The organism is Desulfomicrobium orale DSM 12838 (genome assembly GCF_001553625.1).
GTDB lineage: Bacteria > Desulfobacterota > Desulfovibrionia > Desulfovibrionales > Desulfomicrobiaceae > Desulfomicrobium > Desulfomicrobium orale.
Genome location: NZ_CP014230.1, coordinates 521,423 through 535,116, shown reverse-complemented (window position 1 = coordinate 535,116; position 13,694 = coordinate 521,423). Strand labels below are relative to the sequence as shown.

Annotated in this window: 10 protein-coding genes and 1 pseudogene; 10 read left to right on the top strand and 1 reads right to left on the bottom strand. The window is 57.4% G+C overall.

Annotation, left to right across the window (positions count from 1 at the left end; translation table 11 throughout):
• The first annotated feature begins 1 nt into the window (after position 1).
• The 4 genes from AXF15_RS02350 to AXF15_RS02335 all read left to right on the top strand — a co-directional run bounded on the left by AXF15_RS02350 (position 2) and on the right by AXF15_RS02335 (position 5,210).
• Positions 2-856, top strand: coding sequence for a cell division protein FtsQ/DivIB (locus tag AXF15_RS02350; RefSeq protein ID WP_066602781.1), 855 nt, complete (start codon positions 2-4; stop codon positions 854-856).
• Positions 857-948: 92 nt separating this feature from the next.
• Positions 949-2,178: a cell division protein FtsA gene (ftsA, locus tag AXF15_RS02345; protein ID WP_066602778.1), complete on the top strand. Its 1,230-nt coding sequence runs from the start codon at positions 949-951 to the stop codon at positions 2,176-2,178.
• 83 nt (positions 2,179-2,261) lie between these two features.
• Positions 2,262-3,506 carry a cell division protein FtsZ gene (gene ftsZ, locus AXF15_RS02340; protein ID WP_066608573.1) on the top strand — a complete coding sequence of 415 codons (1,245 nt, stop codon included), beginning with the start codon at positions 2,262-2,264 and terminating at the stop codon, positions 3,504-3,506.
• Positions 3,507-3,524: 18 nt separating this feature from the next.
• On the top strand, positions 3,525-5,210 hold the full coding sequence (locus AXF15_RS02335) for a radical SAM protein (protein WP_335338897.1): 1,686 nt from the start codon (positions 3,525-3,527) through the stop codon (positions 5,208-5,210).
• Between the two features lie 73 nt (positions 5,211-5,283).
• On the opposite strand, the gene AXF15_RS02330 is transcribed toward AXF15_RS02335, so the two are convergent.
• Positions 5,284-6,798: a sigma-54-dependent transcriptional regulator gene (locus AXF15_RS02330; protein ID WP_169793572.1), complete on the bottom strand. Its 1,515-nt coding sequence runs from the start codon at positions 6,796-6,798 to the stop codon at positions 5,284-5,286.
• Between the two features lie 572 nt (positions 6,799-7,370).
• On the opposite strand from AXF15_RS02330, the gene AXF15_RS02325 reads away from it, so the two are divergent.
• The 6 genes and pseudogenes from AXF15_RS02325 to AXF15_RS02300 all read left to right on the top strand — a co-directional run.
• Positions 7,371-7,928, top strand: a complete 558-nt coding sequence (locus tag AXF15_RS02325; protein ID WP_066602768.1) for a polysaccharide biosynthesis/export family protein — start codon at positions 7,371-7,373, stop codon at positions 7,926-7,928.
• A gap of 1 nt (position 7,929) precedes the next feature.
• Entirely contained in the window at positions 7,930-9,090 is a 1,161-nt protein-coding gene (locus AXF15_RS02320; protein WP_066602766.1) for a porin family protein, read from the top strand.
• 124 nt (positions 9,091-9,214) lie between these two features.
• Positions 9,215-10,945 (top strand): hypothetical protein, encoded by a 1,731-nt coding sequence (locus AXF15_RS02315; protein WP_066602763.1) that lies wholly within the window; start codon positions 9,215-9,217, stop codon positions 10,943-10,945.
• 78 nt (positions 10,946-11,023) lie between these two features.
• Positions 11,024-11,890, top strand: coding sequence for a P-loop NTPase family protein (locus tag AXF15_RS02310; RefSeq protein WP_066602761.1), 867 nt, complete (start codon positions 11,024-11,026; stop codon positions 11,888-11,890).
• 70 nt (positions 11,891-11,960) lie between these two features.
• Positions 11,961-13,127: an ExeA family protein gene (locus tag AXF15_RS02305; RefSeq protein WP_066602758.1), complete on the top strand. Its 1,167-nt coding sequence runs from the start codon at positions 11,961-11,963 to the stop codon at positions 13,125-13,127.
• A gap of 103 nt (positions 13,128-13,230) precedes the next feature.
• A pseudogene (locus tag AXF15_RS02300) lies at positions 13,231-13,692 on the top strand (IS1595 family transposase); the annotation flags it as partial.
• Positions 13,693-13,694: the final 2 nt, after the last annotated feature.

Sequence of the window (13,694 nt, the reverse complement as noted above, 5' to 3'; positions counted from 1 at the left end):
CATGGGCGCGGCGGTCATGGGCAGAAGAATGCGCAGAAATGTTTCCAGAAAAGTGGAACCGCGCAGAACCGCCAGGACGGGTGCCATGGCCGGGGGCCTTGTTCTGGGCCTGGGGCGGGCGCTGTCCCTGTGTACCCGTCTGGTGCTCGGGATTTTTTTCATACTGGCTGCGAGTTTCGGCATTTTGCACGGCTATCGCTGGATCACCAGTCACGAGTTCTTCCGGTTGGAGGCGCTGACCATTCAGGGCGGGCAGCGTCTGGACCGGGAAGAAATCATGGCTCTCGGCGGCCTCCGGCCCGACGCCAATGTGCTTGACGTCAACATCGCGGACGTGCAGCGGCGGATTGCGGCTTCGGACTGGGTGGAAAGCGTGAGCGTGACCAGAGTGCTACCCAACGGCCTGACCATAGTCGTCAAGGAGCGGGAACCGTTCTTCCTGGTCCGGCGGGATGATCACCTGTGCTATGCCGACGCCGGCGGGCGGATCATTGCGGCCGTGAGCGCGGACAAGTTCATTTCCCTGCCGCTTCTGGACAAGGAGGACGGTGTGCCGGTCAGCCCGGGCGTGACCCGGCTGCTGGAGGAAATCGCCCGGAACACGCTGCCTTTCGGCATGAGCCAGATCGCCTGGGTGCGTCAGGACAGCGCCGAACAGTTCAGTCTGCTGCTGGAGCGGCCGCAGGTGTTCGTGCAGCTGGACGGAACGAACCTTTCGGCCACCTTGGACGGCTTGATCAGGCTCTGGGCCGATCTGGAAAGCCGTGGAGAACTGAACCGCGTGGATTCCATGTTTGTCATGCCCGGCCGGGCCTGGATCAGGCTGGGCGCTGAACAGCCGTTGCCGGAGAGTTGAGGGACGCATGCACGCGGGGATGAAGATTTTCGATTATTCCAAGTTCAAGGAAATTGCGCGCCGGTCGCGGCCGGGAGGAGACGGGGGAGTGTATGGCCAAGTCTGAACTGATTGTCGGTCTGGATATCGGAACGACCAAAATTTGCGCCGTTGTGGGAGAGGTGGCCGTCGATGGCGGTGTGGACATCATCGGCATCGGAACCAGCCCTTCCACGGGCCTGCGCAAGGGCGTGGTGGTCAATATCGAGCAGACCGTGCAGTCCATCAAGAAAGCGCTGGAAGAGGCCGAACTGATGGCCGGATGCGAGATCCGGGCAGTGTATGCGGGCATCGCGGGCAGCCACATCAAGGGATTCAACAGTCACGGGGTGATCGCGGTCAAAGGCGGAGAGGTGACGGCCCGGGACATCGAACGGGTCATCGACGCGGCCAAGGCCGTAGCCATCCCGCTGGACCGGGAAGTCATCCACATCCTGCCGCAGGAATACATCGTGGACGACCAGTCCGGCATCGTGGACCCGCTGGGCATGGCCGGTGTGCGGCTGGAGGTGAAGGTGCACATCGTCACCGGAGCCGTGACCAGCGCCCAGAACATCGTCAAGTCCTGCCACAAGTCGGGCCTGGATGTGGAGGACATCGTGCTGGAGGCCTTCGCCTCGTCCAAGGCCGTCCTCACGGACGAGGAACGGGAAATCGGCGTGGCGCTGGTGGATATCGGCGGCGGCACGTCGGATCTGGTCATTTTTCACGGCAATTCCATCAAGCATACGGGCGTGGTGGCCTTGGGCGGGGCCAATCTGACCAACGACATCGCTTTCGGCCTGCGTACGCCCACCCAGGCCGCGGAGAAAATCAAGATCAAATACGGCTGCGCCCTGGCCGAGATGGTCAGCCCGGAAGATGTGATCGAGGTGCCGAGCGTGGGCGGCCGGGAGCCGCGCAGGCTGAGCCGGCAGGTTCTGGCCGAAATCTGCGAGCCGCGCATGGAGGAATTGCTGGCCCTGGTGGATCAGGAGCTGACCCGTTCCGGGTACAAGAAACTGGTCGGCGCGGGCGTGGTACTGACCGGCGGCGCGTCCCGCATCGAGGGCATTCAGGAACTGGCCGAACAGATTTTCAATCTGCCGACGCGCACGGCCTCGCCCGCCGGAGTGGGCGGTCTGAAAGATGTGGTGGACAGCCCCATGTACGCGACGGCGGTGGGTCTGCTCCTGTACGGAGCGGAAAAACATGGAAAGGACAGCAGGATCCGTATCCGCGACAAGAATATTTTTCATTCCATTCTGGCGCGGATGAGAAAGTGGTTTGCGGACATCAGCTGACCGGGATTCTGAAACGGAGTCGCCGGGGCGGCCGGTCCCGGCGGTAATGTCAATTGCGACGAGGGGGAATTATGGGTGGAATCATGGACTTTCTGGAAATGGAACCTCAGGACAGCGCGCTGATCAAGGTGGTCGGCGTGGGTGGCGGCGGCGGCAACGCGGTCAACAACATGATCAAGGGCGCCTTGCAGGGTGTGACCTTCATCACCGCCAACACGGACATGCAGGCCCTGAAACGCTCCGGAGCCGAATACAAGATTCAGCTCGGTGACAAACTGACCAAGGGGCTGGGCGCGGGCGGCAACCCGGACATGGGCCGGGACGCGGCTCTGGAGAGCCACACCCAGATCAGGGATGTGCTGGGGGACTGCGACATGGTCTTCGTCGCCGCGGGCATGGGCGGCGGAACGGGTACCGGCGCGGCTCCGGTCATCGCCCAGGTGGCCAAGGACATGGGCGCCCTGACCGTGGCCGTGGTGACCAAGCCTTTCCACTTCGAGGGCAAGCGCCGCCTGCAGCAGGCCGAGCGCGGCATCAAGGAACTGCGCGAAATTGTGGACAGCATCATCACCATCCCCAACGACCGCCTGCTGACCCTGGCGGCCAAGAAGGCATCCTTCGTGGACATGCTGGCCCGGGCCGATGAGGTGCTCTTTCATGCGGTGAAGGGTATTTCCGATCTGATCATGGTGCCCGGCCTCATCAATCTGGACTTTGCCGACGTCAAGGCCGCCATGGGCGAGATGGGTCTGGCCATGATGGGCACGGGCGTGGCTTCCGGCGAAGGCCGGGCCCGCGAGGCGGCCATGAAGGCCATCACCAGCCCGTTGCTGGAAGATGTGACCATCGACGGAGCCAAGGGCGTGCTGCTGAACATCACCTGCGGGCCGGATCTGAGTCTGGAGGAAGTGTCTGAGGCGTCCGACATCATCCACAATGCCGCCCACGAAGATGCGAACATCTACTTCGGCGCGGTGTTCGATCCGGAGTGCACGGATGAAATCCGCATCACTGTCGTGGCCACGGGCATTCAGGGCAACGCTGTGCGTGAACAGAGCGGCAAGGTGACGTCGCTTTCCTCCGGCAAGAGCGCGTCCCGGCAGGAAGCGGTCATTCCGGGTCTGCGCCCGCGCAGAAAATTCGTCCTGAGCGAAAACACGGACTACAACGTCCCGACGTACTACCGGAACGCGAAAAACAACGCGGCCCAAGAGGATCCTCAGCCGGACTTTCGCGCCCGCGCCGCCAACAGCGGGGATGACGCGGAATTTCTGTTCGACGAGGAGGAATTCGAAATTCCGTCCTTCATCAGAATGCAGGCCGATTAGTACCCCGGCGCGTTTAACGTGTCTGGGGTGCATGAGATGGGGGCGGCTCCGCGCCTGTACTACGGGCGCGCCGTTCCCGAACTGAAAGAATGGGGCGGACGCCTGCCCGTGGCTCTGGTCTATCCCGGCCGGATGGACCACGCCCTGTCCACTCTGGGCTGGCAGGTGGTGTACCGTCTCCTCGCGCCGCGCGGGGAATTGGCAGTAGAGCGCTTTTTTTGGGAACCCGCTTCCCCGAGGCCCAGGTCCGCTGACTCCGGGCGCGATCTGGGCCTTTTCCCCCTCGTTCTGTTCAGCCTGAACTTTGAGGGGGATTTCCCTTCCGTTCTGAGCATGTTGCGGTCCGCCTCCGTGCCCATCCGGGCCTCGGACCGCGCACAATGGCCGTTGGTACTGGCCGGCGGCCCCATCGCTTTTTTGAATCCCTTTCCTCTGTTGCCCGCTTTGGACGGCATTTTCGTCGGTGAGGCCGAGGCTGGCCTGGATGCGGTCTGCCGCACTCTGGCCGCCAAATGGATGAGCGGTGCGGAAAAAGACGCCGCATTGGAGAGCGTAGCCCGGATGCCCGGCGTTTTCATACCCGGAAGAAGCCGGGAGCCTGCCCGCCGCCGGATAGCCTGGACCGCACACACCGACTTGCCGGAGCCCGGCTATTCCTGTTTCGTGAGTTCCGAGGCCCAGTTCCGGGACATGCTGTTGCTGGAGGTAAACCGGGGATGCCCTTACGGGTGCCGCTTTTGTGCGGCGGGCAGCATCTACAAGCCGCCCCGCCACGCCCACATGGCGCGCCTGCAACGCATTGTGGAGGAATGCTCTCCGCACAAGGTCGGTCTGGTGGGCACGGCCCTGACGGATTGGCCCGATCTGCTGCCTTTTCTGCGCTGGCTTGCCGAACGCAAAGTGAAATTCTCCCTGTCTTCCCTGCGGGCCGACGGATTGACCGAGGAGCTGCTCGGCTTCCTGCGTCACACAGGTACCCGTTCTGTGACGCTGGCCCTGGAAGGAGCCAGTCGCAGACTGCGCGCGGCCATGAACAAGAATTTCTCCGAGGGCGCTTTTCTGAAAGCGGTGGAGCGGATCAGCCGGATGCAGTTCAATACCCTTAAAGTCTACATGATCACGGGCTGGCCCGGTGAATCCGAAAAAGACTGGACGGAGTTGGACGGCTTTCTGGGACGTGTGGATGAGGCCAGAAATCTGGGCAGGGGCGGCAGAAACAAGGGTGTGGAGCTTGTTTCCCTGTCCGTGAGCTGTCTGGTCCCCAAACCCTGGACTCCCCTGCAATGGGCGGCCATGCGCGACGAGGCTTGGCTTAAACGGGCCATGAAGAGAATCAAGAAAATTGTTTCCGGCTACAGGGGGATGCGTTTTTCCGGCGAGAATCCGGCTCAGGCCAGAGTGCAGGCCCTGCTGGCCAGGGGCGGGGAGGAACTTTTTCCTTTTTTGGAGGAAGCTGCGGATATCGGCCTGTCCGCCGCATTGCGTGAAAACGGGGCGTCGGCGGACTCCATACTCGGGCGGGAAGCCGGGAGAGATGATATCTTTCCCTGGGAGCGCCTTAACGTGGGCGTGTCCAGAAAGTTCCTCTACTCCGAGTGGGTCAAGTATCGTCACGCCCTGGCCACTCCGCCCTGTCCGGAGGCCGGGTGTGGCGTGTGCGGCCTGTGTGGCATGCATTCCTTCCTGGATCAGGAGCGGAATTGAGTGCCTGGATGCGGAGCGGGACCGGCCCATCTTCGCCGTCTGGGACAGATTGAATTCTGCGCTGAAGATGGGGCTATTTGCCGCGAGTGCGGCCGCCGGGTCTGCCGATGGATAACTGATGCTTGTTCAGCAGGTCGTACAGCCTCGCTCTGGAAAGTCCGGAGATATCCATCGCCCGGCGGAAATCTCCCTGGCTGCGGGTAATGAGCTGCTCGAGGTACGCGGCTTCCATTTGGTGTATGGCAAATTCTCGGACTGTCCGCAGCGGGGGGAGCTCATCCTCCGGGTTGGGCATGAATGTCTGTGGAAACGGTGGAGTTCTCCAGGCGTTTGCGTGATCCGGCGGTGTGTCCGGTGAAGATACACCGGACGCGATGGGCGAGTCTTCCGGGACCGGCTCTGAATCGTCGGAATTGAATGCATCGCCATGCGCCGGCAGCGGATTGGGCATGTAGGGTCGCATGACGGAAACATGCTTGTTCCGGCGCTTGAGAAGAACCTGGGTGCGGATATCCATGGGCAGGTGCTGGGGATAGAGCCGGTTTTCCACGATGGCGTTGTGGACCGTGGCGTAAAGGGCGTTGATCAGCTCCCGCACATTCCCCGGCCAGTCGTAGAGAGTCAGGGCGTGGTGGAGCTCGTAGGAAATTTCTTTTTCCGGACACTGCAGCTCGAGGCAAATCTGACGGACATGAAAGTTTGCGATGGGCTGAATGTCCTCCTTGCGTTCGCGCAGGGGAGGCAGATGGATGACGCTGGCGCAGAGGCGATGGTAGAGATCCTTCCGGAAGGTGCCTTCCTCGATCATGGATTCCAGGTCTTTGTTGGTGGCGGCGACCAGCCGGAAGTCGCTGCTGATTTCCTTTTTTGAGCTGAGCGGACGGAATTTGCGGTTCTGCAGAACCCGCAGAAGCGACTTCTGAATTTCGATGTCCAGGTCGCCGATTTCGTCCAGAAAGATCGTCCCTCCGTCGGCTTGCCTGAACAGACCGTCTCGCGAATCCGCAGCGCCGGTGAAAGAGCCGCGTTCATGACCGAAGAGGAGGCTCTCCGCCAGGGTTTTGGGGATGTTCGTGCAGTCGACCACGATGAAATTTTGTGACGACCGGGCGCTGTTCGCGTGAATGGCGCCGGCGAAAAGCTCCTTCCCCGTCCCGGTTTCACCCAGGAGGAGCACGCTCACATTGCTGCGCGCCACGGTGGCGATATTCTCCAGACACTGGTTGAGGCATGAATTTGTGCCCAGAATGGCATCCCGCTTGATATGGTCGCGGCGCTTTGCTCCTTTTTTGGCGTCCCGATGATGCAGACAGCGGTTGATGGCCTGCTCCAGATCTTCGAAGGCGAAGGGAGCACACAGGACATCCCACAGGCCGGCGCGCAGGGCCTGCTCCATTTTTTCCGGAGTGCAGGCACCGGCAACGCCCAGAATGTGCGGGTTGTTTCTGGACTTGGCCAGTTCCTGGATAGAGGTGCTCAGATCGAGGGCCAGATCGATATCGAGAGCAATGACATCGTATGCGTTGCTCTTGAGGTTTTCCAGAGCCGCTTCAATTGACGGGAAATAAGCGCACCGATGGTTTTTCATGATCGGTGCGAGGGCTTGGAAAATATCATTGTGCTTATGGATGAAAAGTATGGCTGCCATGGAAGATCAGGTCCCTCGGCGGTGCTGAACATGCTTTGTGTCAGTACCGGCGGGCTGGGGCTTGGAGGTATGGATTGTTGCGGTCTGTACGCGCTTACTTTGGACGTCCTGAGTGGCGGACCGATTTCTGGGGTTGGGATTATCTGTCACGCAAAATTTGAATGTATACAGCGGCTGCTGACAAAAGGGAAGTGAGCTGTTCGGTATTTGTCCGGTTCTATCAGACAATATCTGTATGGGTTTTGAAGACTGTCTTGTTGTTTGGGACATTTTGCTTTTGTAAGATTTCCACTCCAACTGCTCCATTGCGTCGGTCCGGAAGGACTGGCTTGCTGACTTGATTCGATGGAAAAATTCTGCTCCCCTGACGGCATGCTGCTGCTTCATTTGCGCGGAGGCTGTTTCCGGACTATACTTTCCAGCAGGTTATATGGCATACATGGGTCGGAATTGTGGTCATGGCGCGCCCGGATATGAATTGGCGCGCGTAATTTCTTCATCACGGAGTTTTTATGCGTCTTTTATTCGTCCACCTGACTGTTGCCTTTTTTGTTTTGGCCGCCTCCGCGGCAGTCGCTCAGGAAGCACGTTTTGCTCTGAACAGCGGGGATGTGCTCGAACTCTCCGTCTGGGGAGACGAGAATCTGACCCGTCAGGTGCTCGTCCGGCCTGACGGCAGAATTTCTTTCCCTCTGGTTGGTGACATCCAGGCCGCAGGGCTTTCCGTCGATGAATTGCGGAGTGTTCTGGAAGAGAAAATGGACGAATACATTCATGGCGCGCCTGTGACTGTCATGCTGGTCGAGCCCCGGGGTTTCAGGGTTTCCGTACTCGGCAAGGTCCAGAAATCAGGCGTTTTTCCCATGGATGGCCCCATGTACGTATTGCAGGCGCTGTCCATGGCCGGAGGTCTGACCCCCTTCGCTTCTTCCGGGTCGATACGGATTGTCCGCGTTGACGGAGAGGGAAAACAGCGTTTCCTGCCTTTTGACTACGACAGGGTGGCGAGCGGGAAGAGTCTGGAGCAGAATATTCTGCTGGAGCCCGGCGATGTCGTCCTTGTTCCCTGATATGCGTCCGATCTCTTTCTGTGCATGGCTTTGCGCGGGCGTGCTGTTTCTGACCGCCGTGTCCGACGGGCTGTGCGGAACCATGATCACGCCATCCGTCAAAGCCCGCGGAACTTATGACGACAGCGTGCTGGGCAAGGGGGAGTCCGATCTGGAAATATTGCTGTCCCCGGCCTTGCAGGTCGTTATGGAAGGCGAGGTGGCTTCCTTGTCTCTTACTGGCCGGCTGGATGCTTTCCGGTACGCGGAGCACAGCGAATATAACAGGGACAACGGACATGCGGGTGCGGAACTGGGCTATTCGTTGAGCGAACGCACGCGTCTGCGAATGGGAGTATCCTGGATGCGGGACCATACGGTGGAGACGGAGTACGCCGAGTCCGGTTTTGTCACGGAGTCCGTTCCCAGGAATCTTTACAGCGTTGCGCCCGGCCTGACAGTACTGGTCAGTGAACGGGATGAGCTGGCTGTGGACGTCAGTGCGCAGGCCGTGGACTATGAACGGGCCGCGTATACGGACTACCGCACACTGGGCTCGACGGCCACCTGGAGTCATGCTTTGCGAAATGAGCTGTGGCGGGTGATGGGTCAGGCGGGTGTCTATCTCTATCGTTTTGATCATCCCGGGGGGAAAACGGATCAGCTGGTGCTGACCGGTTTGGCCGGCCTGTCCTGGAGAGCCACGGAAATGCTGGAGTTCCAGATGATGGGCGGAATCAGTCAGACCATGTCGTCTGTGAATTTGGACCGGGGTGAAGACATGGAGGACAAGCGGCTGACTTTTTCCGGTTCCCTCTCGGCCACCTGGACGGATGAAGTATGGAAGTTGCATGTGACTGCGGACAGATCCGAGTCCCCATCAAGCTATGGCGAGCTCATCACCCGTGACAGACTGCGTGCTGTTTTTGGCAGAAATCTGTCGGAGCGGCTTTATTGTAGCATGCAGGCGGCGTGGTATCAATCAAAAACCAGAGGCTTGGTACAGGACAAGGATACACAGACGTATCTTTTGGGGCCCGTTGCGCGGTATCGCCTGGGCGAAGATGTCACAGTGGAAGGTGGATACCAGTTCATCCGGGAAGAGAACAGGGTTTCCGATAAGACGACAGATCGCAACAAGGTGTATCTGAATCTATCCATGGATTTTCCCACTGACTGGTAAGATATATTTGTCGGCGCCGCGTTTTGTCCCCTGGAAAAAAGCCTTTTTGTGCGTGGCGTCTTGGGTTGAGGTCCGAGAATTGATGCATCAGGCGGTCGCCTAGATGCTTTGTAAGGAGTTTGGGATGCCCTCCGAAGAAATGGATATCGGATATATCGTGGGTGTCGTCCAGCGCCGCTTCTGGCAGATGGTGATCCCTTTTGTCGTGCTTTTCTGCATCATTTCGACTGTGGTGATGCTGCTTCCTGCCAAATATCAGTCATCAGCCACCATCTTGATAGAAGGCCAGGAAGTGCCGCAGGAACTGGTGCGCTCCACTGTGACCGGTTTTGTGGAGGAACGGCTGCAGGCCATCATGCAGGTGGTGCTGAACCGGACCAACCTGATGAGTATCATTGACCGGGTGGGACTGTACAAGGATGAACGCAAGACCATGACTTCCGAGGCGCTTGTGGAGATGATGCGTGAGAACATCTCCATGACGCCCATCAAGGCGGATGTGGCCAGCAACACCGGCCGGCCGGCTACGGCTACGATTGCGTTCTCCATCGCTTTTGAAGGGAAGAATCCGACCCAGGTGCTGCAAACGACCAATACACTGGTATCCCTCTTTCTGGAAGAGAATCTGAAGAACCGCGAGGAGAAGGCTTCTACCGCATACTCCTTTTTGGAGAAGCAACTTGCCGCGTTGCGGGACGAGGTTGCTCATTCCGAAGAACTGATCGCCCGGTTCAAAGAAGAGCACTTGGGTGTATTGCCGGAACTGACGCAGCTTAATCTGCAGACATTGGAGCGCACCGATCGTGAGGTCCAGGCGCTGGAAGAGCATATCAGGGGGCTTCTGGAGCGCCGGGCTTTTCTGGAAGGTCAGCTTGCCACCGTCTCGCAGCAGCGAACTCTGGTTACCGCAGATGGTACGCATGTGCTGGCGCCGGCAGAAGAGTTACGGGCTCTGCAGGCCCGCTATGTTGCTCTCAGCGCAACACATTCGGAAAAGCATCCGGACGTCATCAAATTACGTGAGCAGATTGCCTCCCTGGAAGGATCGGGCGGAAATATGGACTTGGCGGCGGACCTGCAAGCGGAACGCGCCCGGCTTACGGAGATGAAAGGCAAATATGGCCCGAATCATCCGGATGTGCGAGCCGCCGAACGCAGGGTGAAGGCTCTGGAAAAGCGTGGAGCCGGTTCGAAGAAGTGGAGGAATTCTTCTGCATCTGCGACCGGGGACAATCCGGCCTGGGTGGCTCTCAAAAGTCAATTGCAGGCGACAGATATTGATCTGCAGACGCAGAGGACCAGAGCGGCGGCGTTGCGTGCGCGTCAGGAAGAACTGGTCCGGCGCCTGGAGGACGCGCCCAGAGTGGAGCAGGAGTACCGGAGGCTTGAACGGGATTACCAGAACGCGCAGTTCAAGTATCAGGAGACATCACGGAAGTTCATGGCGGCCAGAGAGTCCAGAGAACTGGAACAGGAACGGGTAGGAGAGAGACTGACTCTCATTGAGCCCCCCATGCTCCCGGAGGTCCCATCCAAACCGAAGCGTCCGTTGTTGCTGCTGGTTGGCTTTGTGTTGTCTTTAGGGGCCGGTGCCGGCTGCGGGGCATTGGCTGAGGCTTTGGATAGTTCCGTTCGGGGCGTGCGTGGCCTTCGCGTTTTGACTGATGTTCCGTTGTTGGGGCGTATCCCGCATATCAGCACTGCCGAAGGTGCAGCCAGACGTAAGAGGCGTCTCTTTTGGGCGTTCGCGATAGCGGTAGGAGTGCTGGTGGTACTGTTCGGCGTGGTGCACATCTTCGTGCGTCCGCTGGATGTCCTTTTTTATCAGGTAATGGGACGAATTTTCGGCGTCTGAATCATATCTCTTATTTTCAGATGATAATACGCAGTATGAAGTCTAGTATAAGAGGGTAGTCTTCAAAGAGGAAAGTCTATGAGTAAAATCATGAAGGCTCTTGAGAAGGCCGAAATGGCGGAGCGTAGAGTCAATGGAAAGGATGGATCTTTGGAACGTTCGGAAGAGAACTCCTTCTGGTTTGAAGGCTCGCCGCAGTCTGCTCCGGAATACAGACCTCCCTCCCGGGAACATCATGAGGAGCCCCGTGTTAGTGTCGCGGTCCGTTATGAGAAGACATCCGTTGAGCAGGCATGCTTTCATAGAATGGAAGAGCGGAGGCTTCTGGGAGCACATGCGCCGCAGGAATTGCGGGACGCCTTCAATGTTGTACGCACCCAACTGTTGCAGCAGACCCGTCCTAAAAAGCTTAACACGATAATGGTCACCAGCCCCGGCCGGAGTGAGGGGAAGACTACCGTGGCCACTAATTTGGCGATCACTATTTCCCGCGATGCCAGTCAAACCGCGTTGCTGGTTGACGCAAATCTGCGCTGGCCGGGTATTTCCTGCGGCCTGGGTATGGGTAATCGGCCGGGTCTGACAGATCATCTTTTACGGGGAATTCCGCTGACCCAGACCCTTGTCAATCCCGGGATGGAAAAGCTGGTGGTGCTTCCTGCCGGCGGTTCACAGGACGACTCCGCCGATATCTTGGGCTCTCCGGCAATGGAGCGGTTGGTAGAGGAAATGAAGACCCGATACCCGGACAGATATGTTATTTTTGACTGCCCCCATTTGCTTGATATTCCGGATGCTCTGGTTTTTGCGGAGTACGTGGATGGTATTGTGCTCGTTGTGGACGAGGGAAAAACTGATCGCAACGACTTGAACACGGCGTTGAAAATGCTGGAAGGGAGAAATCTTTTGGGTGTTGTTCTGAATAATACCAGTGGGACATCTTGACCGCAGCAGAGAGGCTGGGGTTTTAGCGGGCCAAATAGAGCCATCGTATTAACATTAAGCAGATTTTCATATGTACGAAAAGTTTTACGGGTTGCGGGAACGGCCCTTTACCATCATGCCCAATCCCCACTACTTGTACATGAGTCAGAAGCACAAACTGGCTCTTGCACATCTGAGGTATGGCCTGTCCGAGGGTACCGGGGTGGTGGTTCTGACCGGTGGGATAGGCACCGGAAAAACTACGCTGCTTCGGCATGTGCTGGGAAAGATCAAAAATGTGGCCGATGTGGCTCTGGTTTTCAACACAAATGTTAGCGGCGACGAGTTGCTGCGGCTCATCATCCAGGAGTTTGAGGCTGGCAGCCCCGGCCAGGACAAGACTGCAAACTTGGCCTTGCTCAATGATTTTTTGATCGACCGCTTTACTCATGGCCGTCGGTCCATCGTGATTGTGGACGAAGCGCAGAATCTGTCCCGCGACGCATTGGAGGAAGTGCGGCTCCTTTCCAATCTTCAGGGCACCTCTCGGCCGTTGTTGCAAATCGTACTTGCTGGTCAGCCCGAGCTGCGCAGAAAATTGGCTGATCCCACTCTGACCCAACTGACCCAACGCATTACTTCAACCTACCACCTTTCGGCTTTGGCCCAGGAAGAGGTCAAGGCCTATATTTGCTTCCGTTTGGCGCAAGCTGGCGGAAATCCTCTGCTTTTTTCCGATGAAGCTATGGAAGGCATCCATATCGCTTCTAAAGGGGTGCCTCGTTTGATCAATATTTTATGCGACGCTGCATTGTTGCACGGATATGCGGATGGGCAACCCAGCATCGACCAGAAGATTGTGGACAGTGTGATCGAAGAGATGGCTTTGGTCCTGCAGTCCACAGGTTCTCTTATCCCTGAGCCTTCAGCTGGCCTGGATATCCCCTACAATACGGAGGATCGGCTGCTCTCCATAGAGCGGCGTTTGAAAGTATTGGAGGAACATCTGGCTGCATGGAGTACGGAGGCGCAGTTGGTGTTTCTTGAATTGGAGGTGATGAGGAATCAGATGCAAGAAAAAGGTGAAGAACACATCCCCTCCGCTAACAAGGTGGAAATAATAGTAAAAAAAGGAGAAAGAACACAGGAGGAAATTCTTACTGCGCAAAATAATAAAAGGCAATTACAATGGATAAATGAATTTAAGAAAAAGATAAAAAATGCCTTAGGAGGGTATTCCACTAAAAAAATATCGTGATGCTAGATTGCTTTGACTTTAGAAGAGATATAATTATATTCAATTCAGCTAAAATAATATTAAGGGTCTAGACCATCAGGCCAGTGTCTGATAGGCTAGAAAAATGTTTGAAAACAGCAGGTTAAGTCGATACAAAGTCGGAAAAATCATTGAATGCTTTTGCATCGACATTGACGCTACCAAAACCGCTCTACTTTTGAAGCTGAACAGAAAGACCGTGAACAGGTATTTTCTGGCCTTCAGGCGGTTGATTTATCTCCACCAGGTATCACAAAAAGAACAAATACTTGGTGTGGTTGAGGTTGATGAAAGTTTCTTTGGCCCCACTCGGGTTCGTGGACGGCCCGGTCCTCGAAAAAGAGGCCGGGGCACGCTTAAACAGCCAGTCTTCGGCATCTATGAGCGTGAGGAAGCGGTTTACACAGAGCTGGTCACCGACTGCTCGGCCAAAACGCTTCAAGCCATCATCAGGGGCAAGGTTTCGCCTGAGAGTATTATCCATTCCGACTACTGGAAAGGCTATGACGGACTGGTGGATGTGGGGTACGACAAACACTTCCGCATCAT